This is a genomic window from Enterobacter sp. HMSC16D10, assembly GCF_001807145.1.
GTDB lineage: Bacteria > Pseudomonadota > Gammaproteobacteria > Enterobacterales > Enterobacteriaceae > Enterobacter > Enterobacter roggenkampii.
Genome location: NZ_KV787817.1, coordinates 243,855 through 258,768, shown reverse-complemented (window position 1 = coordinate 258,768; position 14,914 = coordinate 243,855). Strand labels below are relative to the sequence as shown.

Annotated in this window: 12 protein-coding genes; 9 read left to right on the top strand and 3 right to left on the bottom strand. The window is 56.2% G+C overall.

Annotation, left to right across the window (positions count from 1 at the left end; translation table 11 throughout):
- Positions 1-116: 116 nt before the first annotated feature.
- The 5 genes from lon (at position 117) to HMPREF3143_RS01395 (ending at position 6,065) form a co-directional block, all read left to right on the top strand.
- On the top strand, positions 117-2,471 hold the full coding sequence (gene lon, locus HMPREF3143_RS01415; protein ID WP_008503315.1) for an endopeptidase La: 2,355 nt from the start codon (positions 117-119) through the stop codon (positions 2,469-2,471).
- A 210-nt stretch (positions 2,472-2,681) separates the two neighbouring features.
- A complete protein-coding gene (hupB, locus tag HMPREF3143_RS01410) occupies positions 2,682-2,954 on the top strand; it encodes a nucleoid-associated protein HU-beta (protein ID WP_002444653.1) in 273 nt (90 codons plus the stop codon).
- Positions 2,955-3,166: 212 nt separating this feature from the next.
- Positions 3,167-5,038 (top strand): peptidylprolyl isomerase, encoded by a 1,872-nt coding sequence (ppiD, locus tag HMPREF3143_RS01405; protein ID WP_070531488.1) that lies wholly within the window; start codon positions 3,167-3,169, stop codon positions 5,036-5,038.
- Between the two features lie 148 nt (positions 5,039-5,186).
- Positions 5,187-5,567: a helix-hairpin-helix domain-containing protein gene (locus tag HMPREF3143_RS01400; protein WP_025912626.1), complete on the top strand. Its 381-nt coding sequence runs from the start codon at positions 5,187-5,189 to the stop codon at positions 5,565-5,567.
- A gap of 99 nt (positions 5,568-5,666) precedes the next feature.
- Positions 5,667-6,065, top strand: coding sequence for a YbgC/FadM family acyl-CoA thioesterase (locus tag HMPREF3143_RS01395; protein ID WP_021241651.1), 399 nt, complete (start codon positions 5,667-5,669; stop codon positions 6,063-6,065).
- Positions 6,066-6,126: 61 nt separating this feature from the next.
- On the opposite strand, the gene queC is transcribed toward HMPREF3143_RS01395, so the two are convergent.
- Together queC and HMPREF3143_RS01385 are read right to left on the bottom strand one after the other, a co-directional pair.
- Positions 6,127-6,822 (bottom strand): 7-cyano-7-deazaguanine synthase QueC, encoded by a 696-nt coding sequence (gene queC, locus HMPREF3143_RS01390; protein ID WP_008503311.1) that lies wholly within the window; start codon positions 6,820-6,822, stop codon positions 6,127-6,129.
- A gap of 66 nt (positions 6,823-6,888) precedes the next feature.
- Positions 6,889-8,589, bottom strand: coding sequence for an SgrR family transcriptional regulator (locus HMPREF3143_RS01385; protein WP_070531486.1), 1,701 nt, complete (start codon positions 8,587-8,589; stop codon positions 6,889-6,891).
- 101 nt (positions 8,590-8,690) lie between these two features.
- Here HMPREF3143_RS01385 and cof point away from each other — a divergent pair, with 101 nt between their 5' ends.
- Entirely contained in the window at positions 8,691-9,509 is an 819-nt protein-coding gene (gene cof / locus HMPREF3143_RS01380; RefSeq protein ID WP_008503309.1) for an HMP-PP phosphatase, read from the top strand.
- 40 nt (positions 9,510-9,549) lie between these two features.
- Here the strand turns inward: cof and HMPREF3143_RS01375 are convergent, their stop codons facing one another.
- On the bottom strand, positions 9,550-10,596 hold the full coding sequence (locus HMPREF3143_RS01375) for a PLP-dependent cysteine synthase family protein (protein ID WP_008503308.1): 1,047 nt from the start codon (positions 10,594-10,596) through the stop codon (positions 9,550-9,552).
- Between the two features lie 115 nt (positions 10,597-10,711).
- On the opposite strand from HMPREF3143_RS01375, the gene HMPREF3143_RS01370 reads away from it, so the two are divergent.
- The 3 genes from HMPREF3143_RS01370 to HMPREF3143_RS01360 are packed head-to-tail and all read left to right on the top strand — an operon-like array spanning position 10,712 to position 14,747.
- Positions 10,712-11,170 carry an Lrp/AsnC family transcriptional regulator gene (locus HMPREF3143_RS01370; RefSeq protein ID WP_008503307.1) on the top strand — a complete coding sequence of 153 codons (459 nt, stop codon included), beginning with the start codon at positions 10,712-10,714 and terminating at the stop codon, positions 11,168-11,170.
- A gap of 30 nt (positions 11,171-11,200) precedes the next feature.
- Complete coding sequence (locus HMPREF3143_RS01365) at positions 11,201-12,973, top strand: SmdA family multidrug ABC transporter permease/ATP-binding protein (protein WP_021241647.1); 1,773 nt, start codon at positions 11,201-11,203, stop codon at positions 12,971-12,973.
- Positions 12,966-14,747: a SmdB family multidrug efflux ABC transporter permease/ATP-binding protein gene (locus HMPREF3143_RS01360; RefSeq protein ID WP_032674264.1), complete on the top strand. Its 1,782-nt coding sequence runs from the start codon at positions 12,966-12,968 to the stop codon at positions 14,745-14,747. The genes HMPREF3143_RS01365 and HMPREF3143_RS01360 overlap by 8 nt, the downstream gene beginning before the upstream one ends.
- Positions 14,748-14,914 lie beyond the last annotated feature (167 nt).

Below are 14,914 nucleotides of genomic sequence, written 5' to 3'. Positions count from 1 at the left end.
TTCATAGCGTTGAATGTGTGGGAAACATCCCCATATACTGGATACATGTTAATGGTTATGTGAAGCACAGTGACATGACCAGCTTACCTGGCGGACACTAACTAAGAGAGAGCTCTATGAATCCTGAGCGTTCTGAACGCATTGAAATCCCCGTATTGCCGTTGCGCGATGTGGTGGTTTATCCGCACATGGTCATACCCTTATTTGTAGGGCGGGAAAAATCTATCCGTTGCCTCGAAGCCGCTATGGATCATGATAAAAAAATCATGCTGGTGGCGCAGAAAGAAGCATCGACGGATGAGCCGGGTGTAAACGATCTTTTCACCGTCGGGACCGTGGCCTCTATTTTGCAGATGCTGAAGCTGCCTGACGGCACCGTGAAGGTGCTGGTAGAAGGCCTGCAGCGTGCGCGTATTACCACTCTGTCAGACGACGGCGAACACTTCTCTGCGAAGGCAGAGTACCTTGATTCGCCTGAACTTGATGAGCGCGAACAGGAAGTGCTGGTTCGCACCGCGATTAGCCAGTTTGAAGGCTATATCAAGCTGAACAAGAAAATCCCACCAGAAGTGCTGACATCGCTGAACAGCATCGACGATCCTGCACGTCTGGCGGACACCATCGCTGCCCATATGCCGCTGAAGCTGGCTGACAAACAGTCCGTGCTGGAAATGTCCGACGTTAACGAACGTCTGGAATACCTGATGGCGATGATGGAGTCCGAAATCGATCTGCTGCAGGTTGAGAAGCGTATTCGCAACCGCGTGAAAAAGCAGATGGAGAAATCTCAGCGTGAGTACTATCTGAATGAGCAAATGAAGGCCATTCAGAAAGAGCTGGGCGAGATGGACGATGCGCCGGACGAAAACGAAGCGCTGAAGCGTAAGATCGACGCGGCGAAGATGCCGAAAGAGGCGAAAGAGAAAGCCGAAGCAGAACTGCAGAAGCTGAAAATGATGTCTCCGATGTCGGCTGAAGCGACCGTCGTACGCGGCTACATTGAGTGGATGGTACAGGTTCCTTGGAACGCCCGCAGCAAGGTCAAAAAAGACCTGCGTCAGGCGCAGGAGATCCTGGATACCGACCACTACGGCCTGGAACGCGTGAAAGACCGCATTCTTGAGTACCTCGCGGTACAGAGCCGTGTAAACAAAATTAAAGGCCCGATTCTGTGCCTGGTAGGACCGCCGGGGGTGGGTAAAACCTCTCTGGGCCAGTCCATCGCAAAAGCGACCGGACGTAAGTATATCCGTATGGCGCTGGGCGGCGTACGCGATGAAGCGGAAATCCGCGGTCACCGCCGTACCTACATCGGTTCTATGCCGGGTAAACTGATCCAGAAGATGGCGAAAGTGGGCGTTAAAAACCCGCTGTTCCTGCTCGATGAGATCGACAAAATGTCGTCGGACATGCGTGGTGACCCTGCGTCTGCGCTGCTGGAAGTACTTGATCCAGAACAGAACGTGGCGTTCAGCGATCACTACCTGGAAGTGGACTACGACCTGAGCGACGTGATGTTCGTGGCGACGTCGAACTCCATGAATATTCCAGCGCCGCTGCTGGACCGTATGGAAGTGATCCGTCTCTCCGGCTATACCGAAGACGAGAAGCTGAACATCGCGAAACAGCACCTGCTGCCGAAACAGATTGAGCGTAACGCGCTGAAAGCCAACGAGCTGACCGTCGAGGACAGCGCGATTATTGGCATCATCCGCTACTATACCCGTGAAGCGGGCGTGCGTAGCCTTGAGCGTGAAATCTCTAAACTGTGCCGTAAGGCGGTGAAACAGCTGTTGCTGGATAAGAGCCTGAAACACATCACGATTAATGGTGATAACCTGCATGCCTATCTCGGCGTTCAGCGCTTCGACTATGGTCGCGCGGATAACGAAAACCGCGTTGGCCAGGTGACCGGTCTGGCATGGACGGAAGTGGGCGGCGATCTGCTGACCATCGAAACCGCCTGTGTACCGGGTAAAGGCAAGCTGACCTATACCGGCTCGCTGGGTGAAGTGATGCAGGAGTCTATTCAGGCGGCGCTGACCGTGGTGCGCGCGCGCGCGGAGAAACTGGGTATCAACCCGGATTTCTACGAAAAACGCGACATCCACGTACACGTACCTGAAGGGGCGACGCCGAAAGATGGTCCAAGCGCGGGTATTGCCATGTGTACCGCTCTGGTTTCTTGCCTGACAGGTAACCCGGTGCGTGCTGATGTGGCAATGACCGGTGAAATCACCCTGCGTGGTCAGGTTCTGCCAATCGGTGGCTTAAAAGAAAAACTGCTGGCGGCGCATCGTGGTGGGATCAAAACCGTATTGATCCCTTACGAAAACAAACGCGATCTGGAAGAGATTCCGGACAACGTGATTGCCGACCTGCAGATCCATCCTGTTAAGCGAATTGAGGAAGTACTTAGTCTCGCATTGCAGAATGAACCGTCCGGAATGCAGGTTGTAACCGCAAAATAGTGACCTCGCGCAAAGAGCGTCAATAAAAACAAGGCTGGTAAGTCATTTCGCACTTGCCAGCCTTTTTTTGTATAGCTAATTTAGATTGCTGATTAGGTCAGCCATCAACAACGGGTGTTGTAAGGTCATGGCAGGCCTGATATAACTGCTGCGCGGTCGCGTTGTGAAGGATTCAGGCGCGATATAAATTATAAAGAGAGGAAGAGAACAGTGAATAAATCTCAACTGATTGACAAAATTGCTGCTGGTGCTGATATTTCTAAAGCTGCAGCTGGACGTGCGTTAGATGCATTAATTGCTTCTGTTACTGAATCTCTGCAGGCTGGGGACGACGTTGCACTGGTAGGCTTCGGTACTTTTGCTGTTAAAGAGCGTGCTGCCCGTACTGGCCGCAACCCTCAGACCGGTAAAGAGATCACCATTGCTGCCGCTAAAGTGCCGGGTTTCCGTGCAGGTAAAGCGCTGAAAGACGCAGTAAACTGATTGCTTTCCCGTTTCAGGGAAGCCGGATAGTACAAGGGCGCATCTTTTGATGTGCCTTTTTTGTTTGTCCAGACCTGATTTGTGCGAGTTTATGCGAGTTGTGGGCTGACAATCGCCCCGTTTTCTTGTCACAATACGACTTTACGCGCGACGGGCAGGATTTTCCGTCAGCGTCAGGTAACCAGTCACCTACAGCGGAGTGTTGTTACACCATGATGGACAGCTTACGCACGGCTGCTAACAGTCTCGTGCTCAAGATTATTTTCGGTATCATTATCGTGTCGTTCATATTGACCGGCGTGAGCAGTTACCTTATTGGCGGTGGCGCGAACTATGCCGCAAAAGTGAATGGCCAGGAGATCAGCCGCGGCCAGTTCGAGAATGCTTTTGCCGGTGAACGTAACCGTATGCAGCAACAGCTGGGCGACCAATTCTCTGAACTGGCAGCAAACGAAGGGTATATGAAGACCCTGCGTCAGCAGACGCTGAACCGTCTTATCGACGAAGCGCTGCTGGATCAGTATGCCAAAAAACTCGGCCTTGGCATTAGCGATGAGCAGGTGAAAAAAGCCATCTTCTCCACGCAAGCCTTCCAGTCTAACGGTAAATTCGACAACGCGCGTTACAACAGCATCGTCAACCAGATGGGGATGACGGCCGATCAGTACGCGCAGGCGCTGCGTAACCAACTGACCACCCAGCAGCTCATCAATGCCGTTGTTGGCACCGATTTCATGCTCAAAGGCGAAACGGATGAACTGGCTGCGCTGGTGGCGCAGCAGCGCGTTGTACGTGAAGCGACCATTGATGTTAACGCCCTGGCGGCGAAACAGCAGGTGAGCGACGCTGACATTAACGCCTGGTACGAGCAGAACAAGAATACCTTTGTTTCTCCTGAACAGTTCCGCGTGAGCTACATCAAGCTGGATGCGGCTGCGCTGCAGGAAAGCGCGTCTGACGCGGAAATCCAGTCTTACTACGACCAGCATCAGGATCAGTTCACACAGCCGCAGCGTAACCGCTACAGCGTGATTCAGACCAAAACCGAGGCGGATGCCAAAGCGGTACTGGATGAGCTGAACAAAGGCGCTGATTTTGCGACCGTCGCGAAAGCGAAATCCACCGACATTATCTCTGCGAAAAACGGCGGCGATATTGGCTGGCTGGAAGACGCGACCACGCCGGACGAGCTGAAAAATGCGGGTCTGAAAGAGAAAGGCCAACTGTCTGGCGTCATTAAATCCTCCGTAGGTTTCCTGGTCGTGCGTCTGGACGACATCACCGCGGCGAAAACCAAGCCGCTGGTTGAGGTTCGTGACGATATCGCGGCAAAAGTGAAGCAGGAAAAAGCGCTGGATGCCTACTATGCGCTGCAGCAGAAAGTGAGTGATGCTGCCAGCAACGACAACGAATCTCTGGCGGGTGCCGAGCAGGCGGCTGGGGTGAAAGCGGTTGAGACGGGCTGGTTTGGTCGTGACAACCTGCCGGAAGAGCTGAACTTCAAACCGGTTTCTGATGCCATCTTCAACGGTGGTCTGGTTGGTGAGAACGGCACGCCGGGCAGTAACTCAGACATCATTACCGTCGATGGCGATCGTGCGTTTGTGTTGCGCGTCAGCGAGCACAAGCCAGAAGCGGTCAAACCGCTGGCGGAAGTGAAGGATCAGGTCGTCGCTCAGGTTAAGCACAACAAAGCGGAACAGCAGGCGAAACTGGATGCTGAGAAGATTCTGGCCGATCTGAAAGCGGGTAAACAGGACGCGCTGAAAGCGGCTGGCCTGAGCTTCGGTGAAGCGAAAACGCTGAGCCGTACCGGTCAGGACCCTATCAGCCAGGCCGCGTTTGGCCTGACTCTGCCGGCGAAAGACAAGCCAAGCTTCGGCACCACTACCGATATGCAGGGTAACGTCGTTCTGCTGGCGCTGGATGAAGTGAAAGCCGGCACTCTGCCAGACGCGCAGAAGAAGGCGATGGTCCAGGGGATTACCCAGAACAATGCCCAGATTGCCTTCGAAGCCATGATGAGCAACCTGCGTAAAGATGCCAAAATTAAGCTGGGCGATATCATTACTCAGCAGCAATAATTACGTATCTGCTCGCAGATTTTCGCAACGCTCTGCAATAACTAAAGGCCGCTTTCGCGGCCTTTTCCATTTCTGCACTCTGCTGTTTGTGCCTCTTTTATCGGGCGGCTATCGTGACGTGGCTGTCTACAAACAAGGAGATAACAGCATGAAATGTGGAATCAAAGCACTGTTTATTACGCTGGCTATTGCCACCACCGGGCTGAGCGCGGGCGCACTGGCGGCAACACCTGCCGCTAAACCACAGGCGGTACAGAGTAAGACCGACGCCGCAGCGCCGGGGCAGGGGCAAACCAAAGCGGCTGACGTTGGTAAAAACGTGGATGATGACGGTACGCGAGTCAGCATCAATTCGGCCTCTGCGGAAGAGCTGGCCCGCGTGATGAATGGCGTCGGGCTGAAAAAAGCGCAGGCCATCGTAAGCTATCGTGAAGAGTATGGTCCTTTCAAAACGGTCGACGACCTCAAGCAGGTTCCGGGCATGGGGAGCGCGCTGGTTGAGCGCAACCTCGCACACCTGACGTTGTAATCTCACAATTACTTGCACAGCGGCAAAATTTTGCCAGGATAAAGAGGTCATACCAGTTATGACCTCTCATCCTACAATAACAGTAAAGGCTATTGCGCTATGCAGACAAAAATAAAAGTACGCGGTTTTCACCTCGACGTTTACCAGCATGTGAACAATGCCCGCTACCTGGAGTTTCTTGAGGAAGCGCGCTGGGACGGGCTGGAAAACAGCGAAAGCTTTCAGTGGATGACCGCGCACAACATCGCGTTCGTGGTCGTCAATATCAATATCAACTACCGTCGCCCTGCCGTGTTGGGCGATGTGCTCACGGTGACCAGCCAGGTGCAGCAGATCAATGGCAAAAGCGGCGTGTTAAGCCAGGTGGTTACGCTCGATCCCGAAGGGCAGGTGGTGGCTGATGCGTTGATCACCTTTGTCTGTATCGATCTGAAAACGCAGAAAGCGCTGCCGCTGGAAGGGGAATTGCGCGAAAAGCTGGAACTGATGATCGTGTAACACAGGTTCAGGCTTACCCGTGCTGTCGACACCTGTTATGCGACAGCACGGTCAGGTCGCCCTATTTAAGCCCGGTTTTTTTCTGCATTGCGGCCATCACGCCGGCTTTATCGGCAAGATAGTGGTTCAGCCCGTTAGCGCGCAGATTACAGGCGGCGCACTGGCCGCAACCGTCGCCTTTAATGCCGTTGTAGCAGGTGAGGGTTTCGCTGCGAACCAGGTCCAGCTTGCCCCAGTAGTCGGCCAGCGCCCAGGTTTCGGCTTTATCCAGCCACATCAGCGGGGTTTCAAAGCGCGTCTCTTTCGCCATCCCCAGATTGACGGCGTGATTTAACGCCTTCACGAACTCATCACGACAGTCCGGGTAGCCGGAGAAGTCTGTTTCACACACGCCCGTGATCACCGCTTCGGCTTTTACCTGGTAGGCATAAATTGCCGTCAGGGTGAGGAACAGAATATTGCGGCCCGGCACGAAGGTATTCGGAATGCCGCTGGCATCGGGTTCGTAGTCCGGGACGGGAATACTGTCCCGGGTGAGGCTACTCACGGCCAGTTCATTTAACAGCGTAACGTCCAGCACCTTGTGCGCGCGTGCGCCCAGTTTCAGGGCCAGTTCACGGGCAACGTCGATCTCAGCGCGATGACGCTGACCATAATCGAAAGTGACACAGTGAACCTCATCGTACTGATGAAGAGCCTGGACCAGGCAGGTAGTAGAGTCTTGTCCTCCGCTGAACACGACGACGGCACGTTTCATAAATCATCTCGACTGTTACGGTAAAAACGTTATGTTACCGTCTGCCTGTGGTGGCGACCAGCTTCTTCACGATTTGGGGGCGGGCAGCCAGGCTTCGGTAAAATCAAACCAGCCGCGGGTGTTGAGGCGAATCCCATTCACGCCCGGCGGCGCGCTGATCTGATACTGATAATTAAAGAGCGGCGTCAGCACTGCATTTTCCATTAATCGGCTAAAAATGGCCTTCAGGCCCGCGTGCCGATCCCGAGCCTCGGCCTGAGTCTGTACCGCATCCAGCGTGGCTTGCAAATGGGCGTACGCCGGTGCGCTTAACACGTGTGGCCAAAGCGTATCGCAGCGCAGCCACTGCTCAAGCGTATACGCTGGCGCTTCGCCAATCAGCCTGTCGCCCATCATGATGTCTGCTTCGGCAAGCTGCTGGCATCCGTCCCACGTCTTGGCGTCATGAAAGATGACGGTCAGCTCACAACCCTGTAGCGCCAGGTACGTCTTCAACTGGCTGGCCATGGTGTGAAGCTCAACGGGAAGATGGTAAACCAGCGTCAGTGCTTCAGGCAGGGCAACATCGGTTAAATCAGTCCAGTCGGGGATTGTCCAGCCGGGAAGCAGTTCCCCGGTGGGGGTGATGAGCCCTTCGTTTAGCGGAAGCGTGTGGAGAAGCCTGGAGTGATGAATGATATTAATCAGCCGCTTTGCCTGGTTCTCACTCAGGCGTGCGCTCTGTTTTAGCGTGAGGTAACAGAACCCCAGGCTGGTGCTGCTGCTTACCAGCCGCAGACTTTCCAGCTCGTCGGCCTCACCAATCGCGATTTGCACCGGGTGACGGCAGCTGGTACCCAACCTGTGATCAAAAAGCTGGGGTGTGATCCAGTATTCGATGGCTTTGAGCAGCGGATGGCTCAGGTGGAACTGCTCATGGCTTTCAAGACGAACCAGGTCGGGTTCAAAGGCGACCAGCCGAAAGGGGCCGCTGCCAATCGTCGAATGGTCGGGATGCGCCAGACGGCTACAGTAGGTTGCCAGCCTGTGCGGCAGCCAGTAGTCCGGATGATGCAGCGTAAACGTCAGGCACTGCGGATGCGTTGTTTCGATACAGAGGACGCTCTGGAACAGGGTGCGCAGGGCGGGAAGCGTCAATAGCGCGGTCAGGCTTCGCTGGAGATGCGCCGTTTCAATTTTATCGCCGTTATGCCAGTGCAGCGTGGAGCGAATGTAGAAATGCCAGCGCAGGCCATCATCCGACACATCCCAGTGATGCGCCAGATCGCCCGTAGGCTCACTGCTGTTGCCGTGAAATCGCGTCAAACCTGAGAAGACTTGCCCTGCCAGATGCTGCTCTGCCCGACCGGGTAAAAAGCCCGGCTGAAGCGGCTCCAGTGAGCGGTAGTAGGGGATGCGCAGCGTCGGCGTGTCGTTTTGCCACTGCCCACCCAAAAACGGGTGCAGCAGCGCACGCAAATCTTCGGGAGCAAGCTGCGCCAGCTCGAGGGCGTTATGCTGCTGCCCGCTTTTTAGCGCTTCTTCCATCATCGTATTGCGCAGTGATTCCGGAGTGACGTGAAACGTCAGCGCACCGCGCCTTCCACGCCCGGACTGCGCGCGCCAGGTCAGCCAGCCCGCCTCCTGGGCCTGACGCAGCAGAGTACGGACATGTCGCTCGCTACAAAAGCAGCGGCTGGCAAGTTCATTTACGGTTACCTGCTGCGGCGCGCCAGCGGAAGGTTGCCACAGGCGTTGATACTGGTTAAGACGGTTAAGCTGGCGCATAAGAAACCCGGAACAATAATTTTCATCTATTCACTATTACTTCCGTATATCTCACACGATACTGATGCACAAGTTAACCGCATCACATTTCGGGAGTAATCATGGCTCGGCTCGCTGCATTTGATATGGACGGTACGCTGTTAATGCCGGATCACCGTTTAGGGGAGAAAACCCTTAACACGCTGAAGCGCCTGCACGAGCGTAATGTCACCCTGACGTTTGCCACCGGGCGTCATGTTCTGGAAATGCGCCATTTGCTGGGCGCGTTTGCCCTCGATGCCTTTCTGATCACCGGTAACGGGACGCGAATTCACTCTGTAGAAGGCGATGTGCTGTACCGACAGGATCTCAACCCGGAAGTGGCGGATATCGTGCTGCACAGTACCTGGGATACGCAGGCTAGCATCCACGTCTTTAACGATCGGGGCTGGTTTACCGGAAGCGACATCCCGGAATTATTGCACGCGCATGTGTATAGCGGTTTTAAATACCAGCTTATCGATCTGCGTCGGATCCCCGCCCATGCGGTGACCAAGATCTGCTTCTGCGGCGATCACGACGATCTCTGTCGCTTACGGATCCAACTGAATGAGGCGCTGGGCGACCGGGCGCACCTGACCTTCTCGGCGGTGGATTGCCTGGAAGTGCTGCCGGTGGGCTGCAACAAAGGTTCCGCTCTGGCGGTGCTGAGCGACCACCTGGGATTAACGCTGCAGGAGTGTATGGCGTTCGGTGACGCCATGAACGACCGCGAAATGCTGGGTAGCGTAGGTCGCGGTCTGATCATGGGGAATGCGATGGCGCAGCTGAAAGCAGAACTTCCCCATCTGCCGGTTATCGGTCACTGCCGTAATGAAGCAGTGTCCCATTTTTTGACGCATTGGCTGGACAATAACAACCTCCCATATTCCCCCGAATAGTGAGACCCTTCCAGCAAGCCAGACTTCGGTCTGGCTTTTTTTATTTCAGCAGTTGAGCAATCTGCGCCTTCCAGGGGGCGATATCACCGATGTTGGCCTGCACCCACTCCGCATTGTAGTAGGTCTCGAGATAACGCTCGCCGCTGTCGCACAGCAGCGTGACGATGGAACCGGTGCGTCCCGCTTCGCGCATACGTGCGGCAAGCTGCAGCGCGCCCCACATATTGGTGCCCGTCGAGGCGCCCACTTTGCGGCCCAGCTGCGTTTCCAGCCAGTGCGCCGTTGCCACGCTGGCGGCATCCGGCACGCGCATCATCTCGTCCACAACGTCGGGGATGAAAGAAGGCTCAACGCGCGGACGGCCAATCCCTTCAATTTTACTCCCCACCGGGCTGCGCAGACCGGCATCGCGGTTTTGCCAGTAGTCGAGGAACACGGAGTTCTGCGGGTCAACCACCATCAGCTGGGTATCGTAACCCTGACAGCGGATATAGCGTCCGATCGTGGCTGATGTACCGCCGGTACCGGCGCTCATCACAATGTAGGACGGAACCGGATGCGGTTCGTGGGTCATCTGGCGGAAAATACTGTCGGCAATGTTGTTATTCCCGCGCCAGTCCGTCGCGCGCTCGGCGAAGGTGAACTGGTCCATATAGTGGCCGTTCAGCTCACGAGCCAGCATTTCAGAGGCGGCGTAGATTTCGCAGGCGCTTTCCACAAAGTGGCAGCGACCGCCGTAAAATTCGATCTGTTCGATTTTGCGTTTTGCGGTGCAGGAGGGCATCACCGCAATAAACGGCAGGCCCAGCAGGCGGGCGAAATAGGCTTCGGACACCGCCGTTGAACCGGAAGAGGATTCAATGATGGTGGTGCCTTCTTTAATCCAGCCGTTACATAAACCGTATAAAAACAGCGAGCGCGCCAGGCGATGCTTCAGGCTGCCGGTAGGATGGGTGCTTTCATCTTTCAGATAGAGCTGAATGCCGTCAAATCCCGGCAGGGAAAGGCGAATCAGGTGCGTATCCGCCGAGCGCTGATAGTCGGCATTGATTTCGCTGATCGCATGTTTAACCCAGGTGCTATTCATCGTCGTTATCCGTTTGTCATTTTGTGCCTAGCATAGCGAAAAGCACAGAAAAAATTGTTGCTATCTGGCCTTTAAAATAGAATTAAGGGAGAAAAATTTTCTCTGTGAGGTGGGTATGCTAGATAAAATTGACCGCAAGCTCCTTTCATTGCTGCAAAGTGACTGTACCCTCTCTTTGCAGGCGCTGGCAGATGCCGTTAATCTGACCACCACCCCGTGCTGGAAGCGGCTTAAGAAGCTGGAAGATGACGGTATTCTGCTGGGGCGCGTCGCGCTGTTAGATCCTGAAAAACTGGGGCTTGGGTTGACGGCATTTGTGCTGATAAAAACCCAGCATCACAGCAGCGAGTGGTATTGCCGCTTCGTTACCCAGGTGTCTGAGATGCCCGAAGTGCTCGGTTTCTGGCGTATGGCCGGCGAGTACGATTACCTGATGCGCGTCCAGGTGGCCGACATGAAGCGTTATGATGACTTCTACAAGCGGCTGGTGAACAGCGTGCCGGGGTTATCGGACGTCACCTCAAGCTTCGCTATGGAACAGATTAAATACACCACAGCATTACCCATTGAATAACTTCGTAAAATACCTTCAGGAACAAACCGCGTGCGATTATTTGCCCAATTAAGCTGGTACTTTCGTCGGGAGTGGCAACGCTACCTCGGTGCAGTCGCCCTGCTTATTATCATTGCTATCCTGCAGCTGATCCCGCCGAAAGTGGTGGGCTACGTCGTGGATGGCGTCACCGAACAGCATTACACCACCGCACGGGTGTTGATGTGGGTTGGCACGCTGGTGCTGACGGCGGTCATTGTTTATCTGCTGCGCTACGTCTGGCGTGTGCTGCTGTTTGGTGCGTCCTATCAGCTGGCCGTTGAGCTGCGTGAAGATTTTTATCGCCAGCTGAGTCGACAGCATCCCGAATTTTATCTGCGCCATCGCACCGGGGATCTTATCGCGCGCGCGACTAACGACGTCGATCGCGTGGTCTTTGCCGCCGGGGAAGGGGTGCTGACGCTGGTGGACTCGCTGGTAATGGGCTGCGCGGTGCTGATCGTCATGTCAACGCAGATCAGCTGGCAGCTGACCCTGCTGGCGCTGCTGCCGATGCCGCTCATGGCGCTGGCGATCAATCGCTATGGCGAACAACTGCACGAGCGCTTCAAGCTGGCGCAGGCGGCGTTTTCGTCGCTGAACGATCGCACCCAGGAGAGCATGACCAGCATCCGCATGATCAAAGCGTTTGGTCTGGAAGACCGGCAGTCCGCGCTGTTTGCCGCCGATGCGGCCGACACGGGGGCGAAAAACATGCGCGTCGCGCGTATTGACGCGCGATTTGATCCAACGATTTATATCGCAATCGGCATGGCAAATATGCTGGCGATTGGCGGCGGGAGCTGGATGGTGGTGCAGGGCACGCTCACCCTGGGCCAGTTGACCAGCTTTGCCATGTATCTGGGGCTGATGATCTGGCCGATGCTGGCGCTGGCCTGGATGTTTAACATCGTGGAGCGCGGCAGCGCCGCCTACAGCCGTATTCGCGCCATGCTGGCCGAAGCGCCGGTGGTCAATGACGGCAGCGAAGCGTTGCCGGAAGGACGCGGCGTCATGAAAGTCGACGTCCGCAAGTTTATCTATCCGCAAACGGAACATCCGGTACTGGAGAACGTCAGTTTTACCCTTCAGCCGGGCCAGATGCTCGGCATCTGCGGCCCGACGGGCTCCGGTAAAAGTACCGTACTCTCGCTGCTCCAGCGTCACTTTGACGTCACCGAGGGCGATATTCGCTTCCATGATATTCCATTGACCAGGCTGCTGCTGGATGAGTGGCGTGGTCGCCTGGCGGTCGTCAGCCAGACGCCGTTTCTTTTTTCTGACACCGTGGCGAACAACATCGCGCTTGGGTGCCCTGCGGCAACGCAGGAAGAGATCGAGCATGTGGCGCGTTTAGCCAGCGTGCATGATGACATTTTGCGCCTGCCGCAGGGCTACGAAACGGAAGTCGGGGAACGCGGCGTCATGCTGTCCGGCGGGCAAAAACAGCGTATCTCCATTGCCCGCGCCCTGCTGCTCAATGCGGAAATCCTGATTCTGGACGATGCGCTCTCCGCCGTGGATGGCCGTACCGAGCATCAGATCCTGCATAACCTGCGCCAGTGGGGCGACGGACGCACGATAATTATCAGTGCCCACCGTTTGTCAGCGCTCACCGAAGCCAGCGAAATTCTGGTTTTGCAGCACGGCCATATTGCCCAGCGCGGGCAGCATGAAACGCTTAGCGAGCAGCCGGGCTGGTATCGTGATATGTACCGCTATCAGCAGCTTGAGGCGGCGCTGGACGATGCGCCGGAGCAGGATGAGGAGGCCGCCAATGCGTAAGCTTGGAACGATGTGGCCGACGCTCAAACGTCTGCTGGCCTACGGCTCACCGTGGCGTAAACCGCTCTCCGTTGCTGTGCTTTTACTCTGGATTGCGGCGATTGCCGAAGTGAGCGGACCGCTGCTCATCAGCTATTTCATCGACAATATGGTCGCCAAAAGCTACCTGCCGCTGGGGCTGGTGGCGGGCTTAGGCGTGGCCTACGTTGGGTTGCAGCTGGCGGCGGCAGGGCTGCACTATGCGCAGTCGCTGCTGTTTAACCGTGCCGCCGTGGGCGTGGTTCAGCAGTTGCGTACTGATGTGATGGACGCGGCGCTTCGCCAGCCGCTCAGCGAATTTGATACCCAGCCGGTCGGGCAGGTGATTTCGCGCGTGACCAACGATACCGAGGTGATCCGCGATCTGTACGTCACCGTAGTCGCGACGGTATTACGCAGCGCGGCGCTGATTGGCGCGATGCTGGTGGCGATGTTCAGCCTCGACTGGCGCATGGCGCTGGTGGCGATAACGATCTTCCCGGCGGTGCTGATCGTCATGGTGATTTACCAGCGTTACAGCACGCCGATTGTGCGTCGGGTTCGCGCCTATCTGGCCGACATCAACGATGGCTTCAACGAAGTGATTAACGGCATGAGCGTCATCCAGCAGTTCCGCCAGCAGGCGCGCTTTGGCGAGCGCATGGGCGAAGCCAGCCGTTCACACTATATGGCGCGTATGCAGACGCTGCGCCTGGACGGTTTCCTGCTGCGACCGCTGCTGAGCCTGTTCTCAGCGCTGGTGCTGTGTGGGCTGCTGATGCTCTTTGGCCTGAGCGCAAACGGTACGATTGAAGTGGGCGTGCTGTACGCTTTCATTAGCTATCTTGGACGTCTCAACGAGCCGCTGATCGAACTCACTACGCAGCAATCGATGCTGCAACAGGCGGTTGTCGCCGGTGAGCGCGTCTTTGAGCTGATGGACAGGCCGCGCCAGGCCTACGGCAATGACGAGCGACCTCTGCAAAGCGGGGCTATCACCTTTGATAACGTCTCATTTGCCTATCGCGAAGACCGTCTGGTGTTGCAGGAGATTACGCTCGATGTGCCGTCACGCGGTTTCGTCGCGCTGGTGGGCCATACCGGCAGCGGTAAAAGCACGCTCGCCAGCCTGCTGATGGGCTACTATCCGGTCACGCAAGGCGAAATCCGCCTCGACGGGCGCCCGCTCGCGTCGCTCAGCCACACGGTGTTACGCAAAGGCGTTGCGATGGTGCAGCAGGATCCGGTCGTGCTGGCCGATACCTTCTACGCCAACGTAACCCTGGGACGGGACTATTCAGAAGCGCAGGTTTGGGCTGTACTGGAAACGGTGCAGCTGGCAGAGCTGGCGCGCGGGTTTAGCGACGGGATCAACACCAAGCTGGGCGAGCAGGGCAACAACCTCTCCGTGGGGCAAAAACAGCTCCTGGCGCTGGCGCGCGTCCTGATTGAAACGCCGCAGGTGCTGATTCTGGACGAAGCCACGGCCAGCATAGATTCTGGAACCGAGCAGGCGATTCAGCAGGCGCTGGCCGCCGTACGCGACCACACGACGCTGGTGGTGATTGCTCACCGGCTCTCCACCATCGTCGACGCGGACACGATTCTGGTGCTGCATCGCGGACAGGCCGTGGAGCGCGGTACGCACCGCGAGCTGCTGGAAGCACAAGGGCGCTACTGGCAGATGTACCAGCTGCAGCTGGCGGGCGAAGAGCTGGCCGCCAGCGTGCGTGATGAAGAGTCCCTTAGCGCCTGATGCACTAAAATGAGGCGCCGCGCTAACAGTCATTCCTGTTGGTGCAAAAATGAAACGCACCCTGCACCGGCATGGTGCGTTTTTTTTCACCGGTTCATTTATCAGAACCGTGTAACGCACATCGCGCCGCGATTCCCTCACGTTTTCATTTCTGGCACATCCCTTGC

Coding starts and splice junctions, on each gene's coding strand:
- HMPREF3143_RS01360 (WP_032674264.1), top strand. CDS start 12,966: ATGCGTAAGCTTGGAACGATGTGGCCGACGCTCAAACGTCTGCTGGCC.
- HMPREF3143_RS01400 (WP_025912626.1), top strand. CDS start 5,187: ATGAAATGTGGAATCAAAGCACTGTTTATTACGCTGGCTATTGCCACC.
- lon (WP_008503315.1), top strand. CDS start 117: ATGAATCCTGAGCGTTCTGAACGCATTGAAATCCCCGTATTGCCGTTG.
- cof (WP_008503309.1), top strand. CDS start 8,691: ATGGCTCGGCTCGCTGCATTTGATATGGACGGTACGCTGTTAATGCCG.
- HMPREF3143_RS01375 (WP_008503308.1), bottom strand. CDS start 10,596: ATGAATAGCACCTGGGTTAAACATGCGATCAGCGAAATCAATGCCGAC.
- ppiD (WP_070531488.1), top strand. CDS start 3,167: ATGATGGACAGCTTACGCACGGCTGCTAACAGTCTCGTGCTCAAGATT.
- HMPREF3143_RS01395 (WP_021241651.1), top strand. CDS start 5,667: ATGCAGACAAAAATAAAAGTACGCGGTTTTCACCTCGACGTTTACCAG.
- HMPREF3143_RS01385 (WP_070531486.1), bottom strand. CDS start 8,589: ATGCGCCAGCTTAACCGTCTTAACCAGTATCAACGCCTGTGGCAACCT.
- queC (WP_008503311.1), bottom strand. CDS start 6,822: ATGAAACGTGCCGTCGTCGTGTTCAGCGGAGGACAAGACTCTACTACC.
- HMPREF3143_RS01370 (WP_008503307.1), top strand. CDS start 10,712: ATGCTAGATAAAATTGACCGCAAGCTCCTTTCATTGCTGCAAAGTGAC.